This window comes from Phenylobacterium sp. (genome assembly GCF_035276905.1).
Taxonomy (GTDB): Bacteria; Pseudomonadota; Alphaproteobacteria; order Caulobacterales; family Caulobacteraceae; genus Phenylobacterium.
In genome coordinates this window covers 1-17,406 of the sequence record NZ_DATELG010000326.1, presented here as the reverse complement: position 1 = coordinate 17,406, position 17,406 = coordinate 1, and the positions used below count along the sequence as shown (strand labels likewise).

Sequence of the window (17,406 nt, the reverse complement as noted above, 5' to 3'; positions counted from 1 at the left end):
TCTCCGACGCCCGGATGGCCAAGCCGGTCCACGCCGCCGAGGCCGAGGTGCGCGACCAACGGCGGGCGCTGGGCGTGCGGCCGGTCTTCAAGCGCATCGACACCTGCGCCGGCGAGTTCCGCGCCGAGACGCCCTACATGTACTCCACCTACGAGACCGGCGCGCTGGGCCAGATCCCCGACTGCGAGAGCGAGCCGTCCGACGCCCGGAAAGCCATCATCCTGGGCGGCGGGCCGAACCGGATCGGCCAGGGCATCGAGTTCGACTACTGCCGCTGCCACGCGGCCTTCGCGCTCGACGAGATCGGCGTGGAGTCGATCATGGTGAACTGCAACCCCGAGACCGTCTCGACCGACTACGACACCTCCGACCGCCTCTATTTCGAGCCGCTGACCGCCGAGGACGTGCTGGAGCTGATCGAGGTCGAGCGCTCGCGCGGGACCCTCTTGGGCGTCATCGTCCAGTTCGGCGGCCAGACGCCGCTGAAGCTCGCCAAGCCGCTGGAGGACGCGGGGATTCCCATCCTCGGCACCACCCCGGACGCCATCGACCTGGCCGAGGACCGCGAGCGCTTCCAGCAGCTGCTGCACAAGCTGCACATCGCCCAGCCGGTGAACGCCATCGCCCGCTCGCGCGACGAGGCCTTCGAGGGCGCGCACAAGGTCGGCTACCCCGTCGTGATCCGCCCGTCCTACGTGCTGGGCGGACGGGCGATGGAGATCGTCCGCGACGACGAGCAGCTCGACCGCTACATCCGCACCGCCGTGCAGGTCTCCGGCGACTCGCCGGTGCTGATCGACCAGTACCTGAGCCGGGCCACCGAGGTGGACGTCGACGCCATCTGCGACGGCGAGGCCGTCTTCGTCGCCGGCGTGATGGAGCACATCGAGGAAGCCGGCGTGCACTCCGGCGACAGCGCCTGCTCGCTGCCGCCGTTCTCGCTGAAAGCCGAGACCATCGCCGAGCTGAAGCGCCAGACCGAGGCCATGGCCCGGGCGCTGAACGTCCGCGGCCTGATGAACGTGCAGTTCGCGATCGAGGAGCCGCACTCCGAGAGCCCGCGCATCTATGTGCTGGAGGTCAATCCGCGCGCCAGCCGCACCGTGCCCTTCGTCGCCAAGACGATCGGCCGTCCGCTGGCGGCGATCGCCGCCAAGGTGATGGCCGGCAAGCCGCTGGCGGACTTCGCCCTGGCCGAGGCGCCCTTCGACCACGTGGCGGTGAAGGAGGCAGTCTTCCCCTTCGCCCGCTTCGCCGGCGTCGACACGGTGCTGGGCCCGGAGATGCGCTCGACCGGCGAGGTCATGGGCCTGGACTGGGTGCGCGAGGGGGAGGACCGGGGCCCGGCCTTCGCCCGCGCCTTCGCCAAGAGCCAGCTCGGCGGCGGCACGATCCTGCCGCGCGAGGGCTGCCTCTTCGTCTCGGTGAAGGACGCCGACAAGGCGTGGATCCTGGAGCCGGTGCGCCTGCTCGTCGCCCAGGGCTTCCGCATCCTGGCCACCAGCGGCACCGGCGGCTACCTGGCCGACGAGGGGATCCCCGTCGAGGTCGTCAAGAAGGTGCTGGAAGGCCGGCCGCACATCGTCGACGCGATGAAGAACGGCGAGGTGCAGCTCGTCTTCAACACCACCGAGGGCAAGCAGTCGCTGGTCGACTCGTTCGAGATCCGCCGCACCGCGCTGATGATGAAGATCCCCTACTTCACCACCGCCGCCGGGGCGCTGGCGGCGGCCCAGGCCATCGTCGCCACCGCCGAGGGCCCGCTCGAAGTGCGGCCGCTGCAGAGCTACGCCTGATCCGCCGTCCGCCCGGCCTTACGGCGGTCGGGCGGGCCTCTTTTTGACGAATTTGCCAAATCTTGTGGTGGAGTTCGGCGGGTACGTCAAAACTCGTCGTTGACCGAGGTTCGTTACAGGCGCAACCTCCTCCTATCGTCCGGCTACGGCCGGCGTTTGTGGACGCCCCGGCGGCGTTTTTGTGAGCGTGCGGCCGAGGCGGTCCAGTAGACGCTTGTCGCAGTCCGGCGAGGGACTCTTGTCCTTTGGCAGGGGATTGTGAGGACGCCGCATGTCAACTGAACATGACGTTGAGCACCATCATCACCACAAGAATCGCCACCTCGCGCAGCGGTTCGAGAACCTGATCGGGGTCCTGATGGTCATCGCCATCGCCATCCTGGCGGTCGGCCTGATCTACGGGATCATCAACACCGGCTCGACGCCCAGCTACCTCAAGTAGCGGGCACGTCGGGCGCCCGCGCCAGCGCCGGATCCCGAGCGGGTCCGGCCCGGCGCGGAATGCGCATCACGGGCTGGGGACATGCGCTCCTCGTGGGAGCGTGGGGGCATCTTGCGCATCGACGCGGGCCGCCGTCTGAAGTAACGACCGCGCCCATGACCGCCACCCTGAACGTGATCTTCGGGCCTTCGGGCGCCGGCAAGACGACCTACGCCAACGCCTTCGCCCGGCGCGAGGCCGCGGTCGCCTTCATCCTCGACGAATGGATGGCTCGGCTCTACGGACCCGACATCCCGGCCCAGGTGGAATACCCCTGGCTGGTCGAACGCGTCGGCCGCTGCGAGGCGCAGATCTGGTCGACGGCCGCGGCGGTGATGGCGACCGGGACCTCGGTGATTCTCGACCTCGGCCTGATGCGCAAGGCCGACCGCGACCGGATCCGCGAGATCGCCGAGGCGGTCGAGCTGCCGCTGCAATGGCACTTCGTCACCGCGCCGCAGGACGCGCGCCGCGCCCGGGTGGCCGAGCGCACCCAGGTGCACGGCAAGTCCTTCGCCCTGCAGGTCACGCCCGACATGTTCGAGTTCGTCGAGGGCGTGTTCGAGGCGCCGACGCCCGAAGAACTGGCGGGGGCGATCGTCAGCGAAAGCTGAGGCGGCGAAATCGCATCGGCGCGGTTGAAGCCGCGCCGGATGATGCATAACTGGAAGCGAATACCACCGCTTCCCGGCGGCCTTGAGTTTTGCGCCGCACAATTCTAATGTCTCACCCCCCGGACGCCTGCGCCCGCGGCCGGTGCAGCCAAGCATCTCAACTAGGGCGAACTTCGAGTCATCACCTCTATGGAAAAAGTCCCGATGACCGCCGAGGGCTATCAAGCCCTCGACGAAGAGCTGAAGCGTTTGAAGACCCTCGAGCGGCCGGCGGTGATCGCGGCGATCGCCGAGGCGCGCTCGCACGGCGATCTCTCGGAGAACGCCGAGTACCATGCCGCCAAGGAACGCCAGGGCTGGATCGAGGGGCAGATCGCCGACATCGAGGACCGGATGGCGCGCGCCCAGGTGATCGACGTCTCCAAGCTCTCGGGCCACCAGGTGAAGTTCGGCGCGACGGTGTCGCTGGTCGACGAGGACACCGAGGAAGAGGCCCGCTACCAGATCGTCGGCGAGCACGAGGCCGACGTGAAGCGCGGCAAGGTCTCCGTCACCTCGCCGATCGCGCGCGCGATCATCGGCAAGGAAAGCGGCGACGTGGTCGAGGTCAACACGCCCGGCGGCGTGAAGGCCTACGAGATCGTCAAGGTCGAGTGGATCTGATTCGCCGCGGGCGAGCGCCGCGGCGCTTGCCCGCCCCATAGCCGCCGCGATTGCAGGGGATTGGGCGGGGCATGTCCGGACCGCGAATCCTTTTTGTCGTCGACGCCGGCCCGCGCGTCGGCGGGGGCCACGTCATGCGTTCCCTGACGCTGGCAGGCGCGCTCAGCGCCCAGGGCGCGGCCTGCACCTTCATGGGGCCGCCGGCGGTCAGCGTCCTGCTCGACGCCTTCGCCCCCGGCGCCGCCCGGCTGGCGGCCGCCTCCACCGAGCCGCGCGACCTCGCCGCGGCGGTCGGCGCCGAGCCGTTCGACGCCGTCGTCTTCGACCACTACGGCCTCAGCTCGCGGGACCATCGCGCCATGGGCCAGGGCCGTCCGGTGCTGGTCATCGACGACCTCGCCGACCGTCCGCTGGGCGCCGACATCGTGGTCGACTCCGGGCCGGCGCGGACGGCGGAGGACTACGAGGGCTTGCTGCCCGAGAGCGCCCGCCTGCTGCTCGGCCCGGGTTTCGCCCCCGTGCGGCCGGAGTTCGCCGCCCTGCGCGAGACGGCGCTGGCCTGGCGCGGCGAGCCGGTGCAGCGGATCCTCGTCTCCATGGGCCTGACCGACGTCGGCGGGATCACCGCGCGCATCATCGAGCGCCTGCGGCTGCGGGTCGGCGAGACCGCGCTCGACGTGGTGCTGGGCGCCGGCGCCCCCAGCCTCCCGGGGCTCGCCAAGGTCGCCCGGCGCGACGGGCGGCTGACGATCCACGTCGACAGCCCGCACATGGCCAGGCTGACGGCCGAGGCCGACATCGCCGTCGGCGGCGCCGGCTCCTCGACGTGGGAGCGCTGCACGCTCGGCCTGCCCACCTTGCAGGTGATCCTGACGGAGAACCAGCGCGCCGCGGCCGAGACGCTCGCCGCGCGCGGCGCGGCGCTTGTGGTGGACGGGGGCGCCGCCGGCTTCGAGGCCCAGTTCGACCGCGGCCTCACCCGCCTGATGGTCGACGACGACCTGCGCCGCACGCTCGCCGCGCGCAGCTCCGAGCTGTGCGACGGCCAGGGCGCGGCGCGCACGGCGACCGCGTTCCTGCAAAGGATCTCCCTCCCTTGATGGGCCGGGACTACCCCTCCAGCACCACGTTCCCGCGCAGCTGCGCCGAGCCGTCCGCGGCCAGGTCCTTGCGCGTGTCGGCCAGGCTCGCCGGTCCCGCCAGGGTGGCGTTGACCGCGTCGATGCCGGCGGCGGCGGCCTCGCCGCGGCCGATCAGGTAGCGCAGCGAGATCCGCTCGTGGTCGGCGGCGTCGGGCTGGGCGCCGTGCAGGGCGCAGGCGTGCCACATGGCCGCAAAGCCCGTCTCGCCGGTCAGCACCCGCTGGGTGAGGTACATCTCGCCGTGCCGGCCGTTGCGGTAGCGCCAGCAGTCCGGCCCGGTGCGCTTCAGGTCGTGCGGGAACACCGCCCCGCCCAGCCGGTGGCTGCCTTCCAGAAGGTAGAGCGGCGCGTCCTGCTCGGTCACCGGATGCAGGTAGACGTAGAGGGTGATGAAGTCGGCCTCCCGGTCCTTGTAGTCGATCAGGTCCTGGTGGAAGTCGATGCCGTAGAAATAGGTGATGTCGCGGTGCTCGGGGCGGACGTAGGCGCCCAGGTTGTTCACCGGGTCGCCGTGAATGCGCCGCTTCAGCCAAGCCGGAAGCGAGCGCGCCGGCACGTCGCAGACCACCTTCTTGTCGAGGATCCGGTAGTCGGGCCCCAAGAGGCTCCAGAGCGCCTCGACGATCTGCGGCGAGCGCTCGACGAAGCCCAGCTTGGCCTCCAGCCGCTCCAGCAGGTTGCGGCCGGGCCGGGGGTTCACCCCGACATGCTGCGGGTTCGCGTCGAACTCGGCTTCGCTGAGGAACAGGCTCTCGTCGAAGCGGCGGGTGGCGCGGATCTGGGCCAGCAGCTCGGCGCAGCCGTGCTCGTCCAGCCGCTCGTCGAAGATGTGCGCGCCCTTGCGGACGAAGTCCGAGACGACGGCCTCCGACAAACTCCAGGCGGCGTAGTCGGTCTTGGCCAAGGCGTTCATGTCGGTCCCCCGCTCGACCAGGGGATTCAAGCAGACTCGCGTTAAGCTCCGCTTACGCCAAATGGCCGCAGCGACAGTTGGTACACGGAGACCTCCCCTGATCCTCGCCCTGCTCCAGGCCCGGATGAGTTCCACCCGCCTGCCGGGCAAGGTGCTGAAGCCCCTCGCCGGCGCGCCAATGGTGCTGCGCCAGATCGAACGCGTGCGGCGCAGCCGCCGCATCGACCGGCTGGTGGTGGCCACCAGCGACCAGCCGAGCGACGATCCGCTGGTCGCGGTGCTGGAAACCGCGGGCGTCGAGGCGTTCCGCGGCCCCCTGGACGACGTGCTGGCCCGCTTCCTCAGGGCGCTCACCGCCTTCCCCGCCGAGCAGGTCGTGCGGCTGACCGCGGACTGTCCGCTGATCGATCCCGAGCTGATCGACGCCACCATCGCCCTGCACCTGGCGCGCGGCGCCGACTACAGCCAGAACCGGCTGGTCGCGGCGGGCTTCCCCAAGGGCCAGGACGTCGAAGTGATCACCGCCCAGGCCCTGCGCCGGGCCGGCGCCGAGGCGGCGAGCCCCGAGGAGCACGAGCACGTCACCTGGGGCGTCTGGAACCACCCGGAGCGCTACCGCATCGCCCGGCTCGAGCCTCCCGTCGACGAGGGCGACATCCGCTGGACCGTCGACCGGCCCGACGACCTGGAGTTCGTCCGCGCGGTCTACGACGCGCTCTACCCGCAGAACCCGGCGTTCACGTCGGACGACATCCGGGCGTTCGTGCGGGCGCATCCGGAATGGGCGAACTGGGGCGGCGACCGGCGGGTGTAGGGGCGCAAAGATGCTCCACCGTGAAACGGGGGAGCTGTCGCGAAGCGACTGAGGGGGCGTTCAAGCCTTTGCGGCCATCAATTCTGCCGCAAGCACGATCACGCCGTGCGCCACCGCATGCGGGTCCTGGAGCACGGTCTGGGCGGCGAGGCGTTCCACGCAAATACCGAGATCGGCAAGGTACGCGTCCCGGCGCTCGTCGCGTTCTGGCCGGTCATCTGTCCCATGTGCATAGCCGTCAATCTCGATGCAGAGCTGCGCCTGTGAACAGTAGAAATCGAGGATATACGGGCCGCAGGGATGCTGGCGGCGGAACCTCGGGCCCTGGCCAGCGCTGCGCTTTAGCTCGCGCCAAATGTGCTTGCGGCTGGCGCATAGCTTGACGCTAGCGCAGAGACGCCCCCTCCGTCTCGCCATCGGCGATCCACCTCCCCCGCTTCGCGGTGGAGGATCTGAGCGCCAAAATGCTCCCTCGCGCACGGGGGCGGTCAGCGAAGCTGGCTGAGGGCGTTCGGCTACGGCGCGTCCGGCAGCTCCTCCGGCGCCAGGCCCCTGCCCTTCAGCCGACGCAGCCGCGCCTCGATCGCGGGCCGCGCCGCATCCCAGTCGCTCTTCAGCATCCCCAGCCCCACCACGTCCTGCAGCCGGCCGTCCTTCAGCACGTGGTCGCGGAACAGGGCCTCGCGGACGAAGCCGAAGGACTGGTGCATCTTCCAGACCGCCTCGTTGCCGGCCAGCACCTCGCACCAGAGCTTGTTCAGTCCGCGGCTCTCGAAGACATGGCGCAGGACGATGTATTCGACGCCCGCGCCCAGGCCCTTGCCCCGGGTCGAGGGCTCGCCCAGGTAGTACGCCCACTCGCACTTGCGGGCGCTCAGGTCGATGCGCGCCAGGTTGGCGAGGCCGACCGGCTCGCCGTCAGCCTCGATGATCCAGTAGCGGCGGTCGGACGCGGCGATGGCGGCGGCGAACCAGCGGTCGTGCTCGGCCTGGGAGATCTGGTGGTCGGAGTACATGAAGGCCGCGACCTCGGCCGAGTTGCGCCAGCGCAGCAGGCGGGCGCTGTCGGCGGCCTCGACGAGGCGGAGCCGGACGCTCATCCGCCGACCATGTCCCAGCTGAGCGGCTCGCCGCGGACGAGGTCGCGGGCGGCGGGGCGGCCCAGCACCGTCTCCAGCTCGGCGGGTGGAAGGCCGAGGCCGGGGCGGATCGAGCGGACGTTCCCGCGGCTCAGCGGCTCGCCGGCCGCCACGTCGGCGGCGACATAGAGCGAACGGCGGAAGGCGACGTTGCCGCGCTCCGCGCCCAGCAGGTCGTAGTGCGCCCGCCCCAGCGACGCCCACGCCGCCCTGCAATCCGTCACCAGGGCGGCGAACTCGGCGGGCTCCAGGCTGAAGGCCGCGTCAGGCCCGCCGTCGGCGCGCGCCAGGGTGAAGTGCTTCTCGATCACCGAGGCTCCCAGCGCCACCGCCGCCACGGAAGCCGCCGTCCCCGGCGTGTGGTCGGAAAGCCCGATCGGGCAGCCGAAGCGCTGCGCCATGTCGGCCACGGTGCGGACGTTGGCGTCCTCCAGCGCCGCCGGATAGCTGGAGACGCAGTGCAGCAGCGCCACGCCCGACGCGCCGGCGTCCAGGGCCGCTGCCTTGGCGGCCTCGATCTCGGCCAGGTTGGCCATGCCGGTGGAGATGATCAGCGGCTTGCCCTTCGACGCCGCGTGGCGGATCAGCGGCAGGTCGACGGCCTCGAACGAGGCGATCTTGTAGGCGGGCGCGCCGAGCTCATCGAGCAGGTCGACGGCGCTCTCGTCGAACGGGCTGGAGAACAGGATGACGCCCAGCGCGCGGGCCCGCGCGAACAGCGCCGGGTGCCATTCGTAGGGCGTCTGGGCCTCCTGGTAGAGCTCGTAGAGGCTGCGCCCGTCCCACAGTCCGCCCGCGATGCGGAACTCCGGCCGGTCGACGTCCATGGTGATGGTGTCGGCGGTGTAGGTCTGGATCTTGATCGCGTCGCAGCCGGTCGCGGCCGCCGCGTCGATCATCGCGAGCGCTCGCTCCAGGCTGCCGTTGTGGTTGCCCGACAGCTCGCAGATCACGAACGGCGGATGGCGGGCCCCGATCCGGCGGCCGGCGATCTCGATTTCAGGCGCAGGTGCGGACATGGCGACTCGGAGTCTAGGTCTTCCCTGCCTTAATGGGGAGGGAAGTTCAGTGCAGCAGCGCCTGGGTCTCGCCGGCGATCCTTCGCGCCCCGCGCTCCCTCAACCCCGCCGCCGCGCCCAGCACAACCCCGGCGCCGATGCCCAGCAGCGCGCCCATGGCCACGATCCGCAAGCCCAGGCCGAGCGCCAGGCCGACGCCGAGGGCTGCGCCTGCGCCTGCGACGATGCCGAGCTGTTTCACATGGTCATCCATTCGCACTGCTCCAGAATCTTCCCTACATTACGGACATGCCTTCAGAACGTTCCGCACCCCGCTCCGTCCGCTGCCTCATCATCGGCTCGGGCCCAGCCGGTTACACCGCCGCCGTCTACGCCGCCCGCGCGCTGCTCAAGCCCGTGCTGATCCAGGGCATCCAGCCCGGCGGCCAGCTGACCATCACCACCGACGTCGAGAATTATCCGGGCTTCGCCGAGGTCATCCAGGGGCCCTGGCTGATGGAGCAGATGCAGGCCCAGGCCGAGCACGTCGGAACCGAGATCGTCACCGACATCGTCGTCGAGGCGGACCTCTCCTCGCGTCCGTTCAGGCTGACCTGCGACTCAGGACAGGTGTGGCTGGCGGAGACCCTGATCATCGCCACCGGCGCCCAGGCCAAGTGGCTGGGCCTGGACTCCGAGCAGAAGTACCAGGGCTTCGGCGTCTCGGCCTGCGCCACCTGCGACGGCTTCTTCTACCGGGGCAAGGAGGTCGTGGTGGTCGGCGGCGGCAACACCGCGGTCGAGGAGGCGCTGTTCCTCACCAACTTCGCCTCCAAGGTCACCGTCGTGCACCGCCGGGACGAGTTCCGCGCCGAGAAGATCCTGCAGGAGCGGCTCTTGAACCACGAGAAGATCCAGGTGGTCTGGGATAGCGCCGTCGACGAGGTGCTGGGCGCCCAGGACCCGATGGGCGTCACGGGCGTGCGGGTAAAGAACGTCAAGACCGGCGAGACGCGCGAGATCCCCTGCGACGGGGTCTTCATCGCCATCGGCCACGCCCCAGCCTCGCAGCTGTTCAAGGGCCAGCTGGAGATGGACGCCTCAGGCTACCTGAAGGTGAAGGCCGGCACGGCCTCCACGGCGATCAAGGGCGTCTACGCCGCCGGCGACGTCACCGACGACGTCTATCGGCAGGCGGTGACCGCCGCGGGGATGGGCTGCATGGCCGCGCTCGAGGCCGTGCGCTTCCTGGCCGAGGAAGACCACAAGAAGGCGCATCACCCCATGAGCCATGCGGAAGCCCAGAAAATAGGCGTCTGGTAGGGCGCGCCCGGCGGATCGTTCGCAAGCTTCACCAAACGCCAAACTTTGGCCCTCGGCGGACGGCAGGCAGTCACTCCTTGTCCGCACCTCTTGGAGAGAGGGGCGCAGTTGCGTGTCGGCGTCATGAGAAACAGTGAGCGTTACCTGGCCCAGGCCGAGACGGTCATGCGAATGGCCGCCCGCGCCGCCAGCCAGGCCGAGAAGGAAGTCTATCTGAGCATCGCGGAGGGCTGGCGGAAGCTGGCCGCCGAAGTGCAGCGCAACGAACCGCCGCGCGAGCCACGAACGTTCAAGCCGGCGGAGTAGGAAGAGGCTCTCGGAGGGGAAGGAATTGGCCCACGCCGAACGCCCCCTCCGTCTCGCTACGCGAGCCACCTCCCCCGCTTCGCGGGGGAGGATCTGAGCGCCAAGATGCTCCACCGTGAAACGGGGGAGCTGTCAGCGAAGCTGACTGAGGGGGCGTTCGGCGTTTGCTATCGCGCTCCCTTGCAAGGGGGGATCTTCCTCACCCCGGCGTGTCCGTCGCCGCGCTCGGCGTCGCCGGCTGGGCTGCGCCCAGGACCGGCGGTCCGGCCGGCTTCTGGGCCTCGAGCCGCGCCGACAGCTCGGCCAGGTGGTCGTTGATCCGCTGGATCTCCTCCGGCGTGGCCTGACGGCGGGTGGGCGTCAGCACGCCCTGCACCCGGCCGCGCACGCCGCCCGGCGCGGCAGGATCGGCGACCTTGTAGCTGCGCACCTCGCCGCCGACCGCCAATTTGACCTCGCGCGGCGCAGGCCTCTCGGGATCGCCGGCCTTCAGCACCGCCTGGGTCAGCACCGCCTCGCGGCCGGCGTAGCGGCCGGTGAAGGCGGCGGGCTCGCCCCACGATCCCGTCCAGCGATAGAAGATGTGCTGCCCGACCTGGACCGTCTTCACCAGGCTGGGCGCCCAGGCCGGGGCGACATAGGCGGCGTGGTAGTGGGTGGCCGAGCCCACGTCGCGGTCGACGAAGCCCGCGAGCGCCCGCCGGGCCACCGCCTGGGCGCGCTCCCAGAGCGCCGGCTCCGGGCGCCAGCGCAGGGCGCCGTCGCAGGTGAAGGTGAACTGGCAGCCGGTCGGATTGGCCGAGCCCTGGTAGACCACGCCGCAGACCGACTTCGGATAGGCCGGGTGGCGCACCCGGTTCAGCACCACCTGGGCCACCGCCTGCTGGCCCTTCAGCGGCTCGCGCGCGGCCTCGTAATAAACCGCCTGGCTGAGGCAGTCCTCGGCCCGCGCCCGATCCTCGGCGTCGCCGCTGAAGACGAACGGTCGCATCGGCCGGATCGGCCCGGTGTCGAAGGGCCGCTGCGCATTGAGCTGCTCGGCCGTCCGCGCCGCGGCCGGCGTCGATCCCGGCGGGGAGGCCGACAGCGGCCGCAGTTGCGGCGGGGCCGCGGTCTTCGGCGGCGCGAGCGCCTTCTTGTCGACGGCTACGTAGGGATGGCCGCCGGACATGCAGGAGCCGACGAGGATCATCGCCACGCCGAACGTCGCCAGGGCCGCTATGCCGGTCTTGGGGATCAGAGGAATTCTCGCGCGATTGTGAAGGCGCCGGGCGTTTGCCAGCGGCGGGCGGCGGTGTTGCGACGCAAAGTCGTTGAAATGTTGAAGAAGCTCGGCCGCAGCTCAAATGCGGCCGCCCCCTCCGGCGGAATGCGCATATGTGTTTCGTCTTGCGCCGAAGGCAACCCGCGCTATATGTGACAGGTCGGTTATGCTCGCAGTGAGCATAATAGGCGCGCCAGGGAGAGGTTCTTGGCGTCTTTTTTAGGCCGGTGAAATGCTCACTTTGAGCATAAGGAGGACGCCATGGCCGCGGACGGGTTCCAGTTCGACTTCACCCCGCAGGTCGAGGCCGAGACGGCCGTGGCCTGGGAGAAGGTGAAGCGGCACATCACGCCGATGGAATGGCGGCTGCAGGCGCCGCTGATCGCCGAGATCAACCGGCTGAAGCGCGAGAAGGACGCCGTCATCCTCGCCCACAACTACATGACGCCGGAGATCTTCCACGGCGTCGGCGACTATGTGGGCGACAGCCTGGGCCTGGCCAAGGAAGCCGCCAAGTCGCGCGCCAAGGTGATCGTCCAGGCGGGCGTCCACTTCATGGCCGAGACCTCGAAGATCCTGTCGCCGGAAAAGCGCGTCCTGATCCCGGACCTTCAGGCCGGCTGCTCGCTCGCCTCGTCGATCACCGGCGCGGACGTTAGGCTGATCAAGCAGCGCTATCCGGGCCTGCCGGTGGTCACCTACGTCAACACCACCGCCGACGTGAAGGCCGAGACCGACATCTGCTGCACCAGCGCCAACGCCGTGCAGGTGGTCGAGGAAGCCGCCCGCCAATGGGGCGTCGACCGCGTCATCCTGATCCCCGACGAGTTCCTGGCCCGCAACGTCGCGCGCCAGACCGAGGTCGGGATCATCGCCTGGAAGGGCCGCTGCGAGGTGCACGAGCGCTTCACCGCCGCCGACATCCTGGAGATCAAGGCCGCCTACCCCGGCGCCGAGGTGCTGGCCCACCCGGAATGCCCGGCCGAGGTGCTGGAGGTCTCGGACTTCGCCGGCTCGACCGCGGCGATGAACGACTACGTCATCCAGCGCAAGCCGAAGCAGGTGGTGCTGATCACCGAGTGCTCGATGGCCGACAACGTCGCCGCCGACGCGCACGACACCGAGTTCGTCCGCCCGTGCAACCTGTGCCCGCACATGAAGCGGATCAGCCTCGAGAACATCTACCAGGCGCTGGTGAACGACCGCTACGAGGTGACCGTCGATCCGGCGATCGCCGAGCGCGCGCGGCTGGCGGTGCAGCGGATGGTCGACCTGCCGCCGCCGGCGAGCCCCGCGCGCTATGACCTGGTCAAGGCGCGGCGACATGTGGACGTGGAGCTGATCTGATGAAGCGTCTTCGCCCCCATCAGCGCCACGACGGCGTCGTCGTGGTGGGCGCAGGCCTGGCCGGGCTGACCGCCGCCCTCGCCTCGTCGCCCGCCAAGGTGCTGGTGCTCACCGGCGCGCCGCTGAACCAGGGCTGCTCCTCGGCCTGGGCGCAAGGCGGCCTGGCCGCCGCGCTGGCCGACGACGACGGGCCGGAACTGCACGCCGCCGACACCGTGGCGGCCGGCGCGGGCCTGGTGGACGCCGACATGGCCCTGCTGCTCGCCAGCGAAGGCCCGGCCGCGGTGCGCGCCCTGGCCGACCTCGGCGCGCCTTTCGACCGCGCGGCCGACGGCGGCTTCGCCCAGAGCCTGGAGGCCGCCCACAGCCGCGCGCGCGTGGCCCGGGTGAAGGGCGACCAGGCCGGCCGCGAGATCATGAACGCCGTGACCGTGGCGGCGATGGCCGCCCGTCACATCGAGGTGCGGACGAACGCGCGCCTGCAGGCGCTGCTCCAGGATGCGGAAGGCCGTGTCCGCGGGGTGATCGCCGAGATCGCCGGCGAGCCGACCGAGATCGTCGCCCGCGCCGTGGTGCTGGCCACCGGCGGAATCGGCGGGCTCTACGCCGAGACCACCACCCCGGCCGAGCTGGTCGGCGACGGCCTGGGCCTGGCCGCCATGGCCGGCGCCCTGATCGGCGACCCGGAGTTCGTGCAGTTCCACCCGACGGCCATCGACATCGGCCGCGACCCGGCCCCGCTCGCCACCGAGGCGCTGCGCGGCGAGGGCGCGGTGCTGGTCAACGCCGCCGGCGAGCGCTTCATGGGCCGCTACCACGAGAAGGCCGAGCTGGCGCCGCGGGACGTCGTCGCCCGCGCCATCCACGCCGAGCGCACCGCCGGCCGCGGCGCCTTCCTCGACGCGCGCGAGGCCGTGGGCGCGCACTTTCCGGAGGAGTTCCCCGGCGTCTTCGCCGCCTGCCTGGGCGGCGGGATCGATCCGCGGACGCAAGCCATCCCGGTCGCGCCGGCCTGCCACTACCACATGGGCGGGATCGTCACCGACGCCGACGGCCGCACCAGCCTGGAGGGCCTGTTCGCCGCCGGCGAATGCGCCTCGACCGGCGTGCACGGGGCCAACCGCCTGGCGTCCAACTCGCTGCTGGAGGCGGCCGTCTTCGGCGCCCGCGCCGGCCGCGCCGCCGCCGCGCAGGCCGACGCCGGGAGCCACCCGCAGCGCGGGACTGTTCCGCCGACGCTGCCGCCGGAGGCTCTGCAGCAACTCCGCAAGCTGATGAGCCAGCACGCCGGCGTGGTCCGCGACGCCCAGGGCCTGGCCAACCTGCTGGCGGTGATTCAGGCGATGGAGGCCGCACACGGCCGCAGCGCCGCGCTGGTCGCCGCCCGCCTGGTGGTCGCCTGCGCGCTCGCCCGCACCGAAAGCCGCGGCGGCCACTTCCGCGCCGACGGCGAAGCCGGTTCGGAGCCGCGCCGGACCTTCGTGCGCCTGGCCGACGTCGACGCCCCTGCGGGCGCCCTGAGATTCGCCGCCGAATGATCGAACCGCTTCCCGACCTGCTGATCGCCCCGATCGTCCGCGCCGCCCTGGCCGAGGACCTCGGCCGCGCCGGCGACGTCACCGCCCAGGCCTGCATCCCCGCCCAGGCGCGGCTCGCCGCAGTCTTCGCCACCCGCAAGCCCGGCGTGGTCGCCGGCCTCGACTGCGCGCGCCTGGCGGTGTTGGAGCTCGACCCGAAGGCGACCTTCGTCACGATCGTCGCCGACGGCGAGACCGTCCAGCCCGGGACCCAGTTGGCCCGGGTCGAGGCCGACGCCCGCGCCCTGCTCTCGGCCGAGCGCACCGGGCTGAACCTGCTGGGCCGCCTCTCGGGCGTCGCCACCCTGACCAACGCCTACGTCCAGGCCGTCGCCGGGACCGGCGCCCGCATCGTCGACACCCGCAAGACTACGCCGGGCCTGCGCGCGCTGGAGAAATACGCCGTGCGTTGCGGCGGCGGGGTCAACCACCGCTTCGGCCTCGACGACGCCATCCTCATCAAGGACAACCACGTCGCCGCCTGCGGCTCGGTGGGCGAGGCGGTGCGCCGCGCCAAGGCCTTCGCCGGCCACCTGATGAAGGTCGAGGTCGAGATCGACGGGCTGGACCAGCTGGACGCGGCGCTGGAGCACGGCCCCGACGTGGTGCTGCTCGACAACTTCAGCCTGGGCGACCTGCGCGAGGCGGTCCGCCGCGCCCGCGGCCGCGCCGTGCTGGAGGCCTCGGGCGGGGTCAATCTTCAGACCGTCCGCGCCATCGCCGAGACCGGCGTCGACGTGATCAGCGTCGGCGCGCTCACCCACTCCGTCAGCGTGCTGGACATCGGCCTGGACGCGCTCTGAGCGGGACAGGTCCCGATCTCGGCCGTAGGAACCGCCCCACCCCGCCCGGGTTCACTCTCCTCATCCCAAGGAGGCGAACATGGGCTCCAAAGCTCCCCCGATCCCGCCGGAACAGCGGTCGCGTCCCGGCGACAAGCCGCACATCGAAGGCGCGGGCGGCGGCCGTCGCCCGGACATGAACCTCAAGGAGCAGGGCCGGCACGGGAACATCCACCAGAACACCCGCAACCAGGGCTATCAGCAGGATCGCTGACATGCCGCAGAAGCATCCCAACACCCATCGCTGGGGCGGCCCGGGCGCCAGCCACGAGGACCGCACCAAGCCGGAGCTCAAGCGCGCCGACCACCGCCTCGCCGGCGAGCCGACCAACACCCCCTACTCCCACGTCTCCGGCGGCGGCGGCGAGCGCGACCGCAAGCACGGCCACGACCCGGACGCCAAGCACATCCACCAGGAGAACAGCGCCCAGCGGCGCAAGCCGTAGCTACGCCCGCTCCAGCCGCGCCGCCGCCGCTTCCGCCTGCGCCCGTCGCCGCGTCGCGAACGGCGCCAGCCGCGCCCGGTAGGCCGCCAGCACCTCCGGCGGCGCCAGTTCCGGACGCCCGGCGTGGAACGGCGGCTCGGGGGCGTACTCCAGGCCCAGTTGCACCCCCTGGGCGGTCGTCTCTCCCGCGAGCTCCGCCAGCAGGGTGAAGGCGAAGTCGATGCCGGCGGTCACGCCGCCGCCGGTGAAGACGTTCCCGTCGCGCACCACCCGGTCCTCGTCGACGGCGGCGCCGAACAGCGGCAGCAGGTCCCGCCAGGCCCAGTGGCAGGCGGCGCGCCGGCCCTGCAGGAAACCCGCAGCGCCGAGGATCAGCGAGCCGGTGCAGACCGACGTCAGGTAGCGCGCCCCGGCGCCCAGCCGGCGGACCTGCGCCACGAAGGCCTCGTCGAGCGCCGCCTCGACGGCGGCTGCCCCGCCCGGGACCAGCAGCACGTCGCAGCGCTCGACGGCGGCGAGGTCGGCCAGCCGGGTGAACACCAGCCCCTCGGCCTCGACGTCGCGGCCGCCCATCGCCGCGACGGTGACCCGGGCGTCCGGCGCGCGGCTCAGCACCTGATGCGGCCCGGTGAAGTCGAGGTGGGTGACGCCGGGATAGAGGGCGATGACGATCTCCAGCATGGACGGCCTCCGTGAATTGACGCCGCGATCCTTCCAGGCCTAGCCTGCGGCTGAAATGACTTTGTTCCCTCGTTTCCCGCCATGAGCCGTCGCCTGGCGATGGTCGTCTTCCCGCGCTTCCAGATCCTCGACGCGACGGGGCCGCTGGCGGCGTTCGAGATCGCCAGCCGCTTCGTCGCCGGAGCCTACGACGTGCGGCTGCTCGCGCCGCGCGGCGGCCTCGTGGCCAGCTCCTCCGGCGTGGCGGTGGCGGCCGAAACGCTCGACGCCGGCCGCTACGACACGGTGATGGTCGCCGGCGGCGAAGGCGCGCGGGCGGCGGAGGGGCTGACGGGCCTCACCGTCTGGCTCAGGCGGCAGGCGAAGAGCGCCCGGCGCATCGCCAGCGTCTGCTCCGGCGCCTATGTCCTGGCGGAGGCGGGGCTGCTCGACGGCCGTCGCGCCACCACCCACTGGGGGGGGCTCGGAGCACTTCGCGCGGCTCTATCCCCAGGTGCGGCTCGAGCCGGACCGCATCTATGTGCAGGACGGGCCGGTCTGGACCTCGGCCGGGATCACCGCCGGCATCGACCTGGCGCTGGCGCTGATCGAGGAGGACCTGGGTGAAGCGGTGGCGCGCCGCACCGCCCGGCAGCTGGTGGTGCACCACCGCCGGCCCGGCGGCCAGTCGCAGTTCTCCGAGCTGCTGGAGCTGGGCGGGGCGAGCGGCCGCTTCGGCGCCTTGCTGGACTGGGCGCGGGAGCGCCTGGCCGAACCGCTGGGCGTCGAGCGCCTGGCCGAGCAGGCGGCGATGAGCCCGCGCCACTTCGCCCGGGCGTTCGCCGCCGAGACTGGGACCACGCCGGCCAAGGCGGTCGAGCGCCTGCGGCTGGAGGCCGCCCGGCTGCGCGTCGAGACCACCCGCGAGCCGATCGACCGGATCGCGGAGGCGACCGGCTTCCGCGACCCCGAACGCATGCGCCGCGCCTTCCTGCGCGCCTTCGGCCAGCCGCCGCAGGCGCTAAGGCGGGGAGTGCGGGGCTCTTAAATTACGGCGTCATCCCGGAAGCCGCGCAGCGGC

At 71.4% G+C, this 17,406-nt stretch carries 20 protein-coding genes and 1 pseudogene; 14 read left to right on the top strand and 7 right to left on the bottom strand.

All coding sequences use genetic code 11. From position 1 onward, the window contains the following. From carB to pseG, 5 genes are all read left to right on the top strand, one after another. Window positions 1-1,796, top strand: a 1,796-nt coding sequence (gene carB, locus VJS38_RS15390) for a carbamoyl-phosphate synthase large subunit (protein WP_324089030.1), incomplete at its 5' end; no start/stop codon positions are given. Window positions 1,797-2,067: 271 nt separating this feature from the next. Further along, on the top strand, window positions 2,068-2,238 hold the full coding sequence (locus tag VJS38_RS15385) for a hypothetical protein (RefSeq protein ID WP_324089029.1): 171 nt from the start codon (window positions 2,068-2,070) through the stop codon (window positions 2,236-2,238). Between the two features lie 155 nt (window positions 2,239-2,393). Further along, entirely contained in the window at window positions 2,394-2,891 is a 498-nt protein-coding gene (locus VJS38_RS15380) for an AAA family ATPase (RefSeq protein WP_324089028.1), read from the top strand. Between the two features lie 189 nt (window positions 2,892-3,080). Continuing rightward, on the top strand, window positions 3,081-3,554 hold the full coding sequence (gene greA / locus VJS38_RS15375) for a transcription elongation factor GreA (protein ID WP_324089027.1): 474 nt from the start codon (window positions 3,081-3,083) through the stop codon (window positions 3,552-3,554). 71 nt (window positions 3,555-3,625) lie between these two features. Next, window positions 3,626-4,654: a UDP-2,4-diacetamido-2,4,6-trideoxy-beta-L-altropyranose hydrolase gene (gene pseG, locus VJS38_RS15370; protein WP_324089026.1), complete on the top strand. Its 1,029-nt coding sequence runs from the start codon at window positions 3,626-3,628 to the stop codon at window positions 4,652-4,654. Window positions 4,655-4,664: 10 nt separating this feature from the next. Here pseG and VJS38_RS15365 read toward each other — a convergent pair whose 3' ends face one another. Next, a complete protein-coding gene (locus VJS38_RS15365; protein WP_324089025.1) occupies window positions 4,665-5,639 on the bottom strand; it encodes a phytanoyl-CoA dioxygenase family protein in 975 nt (324 codons plus the stop codon). Between the two features lie 67 nt (window positions 5,640-5,706). On the opposite strand from VJS38_RS15365, the gene VJS38_RS15360 reads away from it, so the two are divergent. Further along, entirely contained in the window at window positions 5,707-6,423 is a 717-nt protein-coding gene (locus VJS38_RS15360; RefSeq protein WP_324089032.1) for a glycosyltransferase family protein, read from the top strand. A gap of 60 nt (window positions 6,424-6,483) precedes the next feature. Here VJS38_RS15360 and VJS38_RS15355 read toward each other — a convergent pair whose 3' ends face one another. From VJS38_RS15355 to VJS38_RS15340, 4 genes are all read right to left on the bottom strand, one after another. Beyond that, entirely contained in the window at window positions 6,484-6,840 is a 357-nt protein-coding gene (locus tag VJS38_RS15355; RefSeq protein WP_324089024.1) for an endonuclease domain-containing protein, read from the bottom strand. Between the two features lie 98 nt (window positions 6,841-6,938). Further along, window positions 6,939-7,523, bottom strand: a complete 585-nt coding sequence (pseH, locus tag VJS38_RS15350) for a UDP-4-amino-4,6-dideoxy-N-acetyl-beta-L-altrosamine N-acetyltransferase (protein ID WP_324089023.1) — start codon at window positions 7,521-7,523, stop codon at window positions 6,939-6,941. Further along, window positions 7,520-8,581 (bottom strand): pseudaminic acid synthase, encoded by a 1,062-nt coding sequence (gene pseI / locus VJS38_RS15345; protein WP_324089022.1) that lies wholly within the window; start codon window positions 8,579-8,581, stop codon window positions 7,520-7,522. Before pseI ends, pseH begins: the two co-directional genes overlap by 4 nt. A 46-nt stretch (window positions 8,582-8,627) precedes the next feature. Continuing rightward, a complete protein-coding gene (locus tag VJS38_RS15340) occupies window positions 8,628-8,834 on the bottom strand; it encodes a hypothetical protein (RefSeq protein ID WP_324089021.1) in 207 nt (68 codons plus the stop codon). A gap of 35 nt (window positions 8,835-8,869) precedes the next feature. Between VJS38_RS15340 and trxB the strand changes: the two genes are divergently transcribed. Both trxB and VJS38_RS15330 read left to right on the top strand, forming a co-directional pair. Continuing rightward, window positions 8,870-9,883 carry a thioredoxin-disulfide reductase gene (gene trxB / locus VJS38_RS15335; RefSeq protein ID WP_324089020.1) on the top strand — a complete coding sequence of 338 codons (1,014 nt, stop codon included), beginning with the start codon at window positions 8,870-8,872 and terminating at the stop codon, window positions 9,881-9,883. Between the two features lie 108 nt (window positions 9,884-9,991). Continuing rightward, window positions 9,992-10,189 carry a hypothetical protein gene (locus VJS38_RS15330; RefSeq protein WP_324089019.1) on the top strand — a complete coding sequence of 66 codons (198 nt, stop codon included), beginning with the start codon at window positions 9,992-9,994 and terminating at the stop codon, window positions 10,187-10,189. A 199-nt stretch (window positions 10,190-10,388) separates the two neighbouring features. Here VJS38_RS15330 and VJS38_RS15325 read toward each other — a convergent pair whose 3' ends face one another. Continuing rightward, window positions 10,389-11,381, bottom strand: a complete 993-nt coding sequence (locus VJS38_RS15325; protein ID WP_324089031.1) for a cell wall hydrolase — start codon at window positions 11,379-11,381, stop codon at window positions 10,389-10,391. Between the two features lie 333 nt (window positions 11,382-11,714). On the opposite strand from VJS38_RS15325, the gene nadA reads away from it, so the two are divergent. The 5 genes from nadA to VJS38_RS15300 all read left to right on the top strand — a co-directional run bounded on the left by nadA (window position 11,715) and on the right by VJS38_RS15300 (window position 15,665). Beyond that, entirely contained in the window at window positions 11,715-12,800 is a 1,086-nt protein-coding gene (gene nadA / locus VJS38_RS15320) for a quinolinate synthase NadA (protein WP_324089018.1), read from the top strand. Next, a complete protein-coding gene (locus VJS38_RS15315) occupies window positions 12,800-14,338 on the top strand; it encodes an L-aspartate oxidase (protein ID WP_324089017.1) in 1,539 nt (512 codons plus the stop codon). The genes nadA and VJS38_RS15315 overlap by 1 nt, the downstream gene beginning before the upstream one ends. After that, window positions 14,335-15,180 (top strand): carboxylating nicotinate-nucleotide diphosphorylase, encoded by an 846-nt coding sequence (nadC, locus tag VJS38_RS15310; RefSeq protein ID WP_324089016.1) that lies wholly within the window; start codon window positions 14,335-14,337, stop codon window positions 15,178-15,180. Before VJS38_RS15315 ends, nadC begins: the two co-directional genes overlap by 4 nt. 79 nt (window positions 15,181-15,259) lie before the next feature. Continuing rightward, entirely contained in the window at window positions 15,260-15,433 is a 174-nt protein-coding gene (locus VJS38_RS15305; RefSeq protein WP_324089015.1) for a hypothetical protein, read from the top strand. A 1-nt stretch (window position 15,434) separates the two neighbouring features. Continuing rightward, window positions 15,435-15,665, top strand: a complete 231-nt coding sequence (locus VJS38_RS15300) for a hypothetical protein (RefSeq protein ID WP_324089014.1) — start codon at window positions 15,435-15,437, stop codon at window positions 15,663-15,665. Here the strand turns inward: VJS38_RS15300 and VJS38_RS15295 are convergent, their stop codons facing one another. Further along, window positions 15,666-16,346 (bottom strand): DJ-1/PfpI family protein, encoded by a 681-nt coding sequence (locus VJS38_RS15295; RefSeq protein WP_324089013.1) that lies wholly within the window; start codon window positions 16,344-16,346, stop codon window positions 15,666-15,668. 81 nt (window positions 16,347-16,427) lie between these two features. Between VJS38_RS15295 and VJS38_RS21025 the strand changes: the two are divergent. Further along, a pseudogene (locus VJS38_RS21025) lies at window positions 16,428-17,373 on the top strand (GlxA family transcriptional regulator). The last annotated feature ends 33 nt before the right edge of the window (window positions 17,374-17,406 follow it).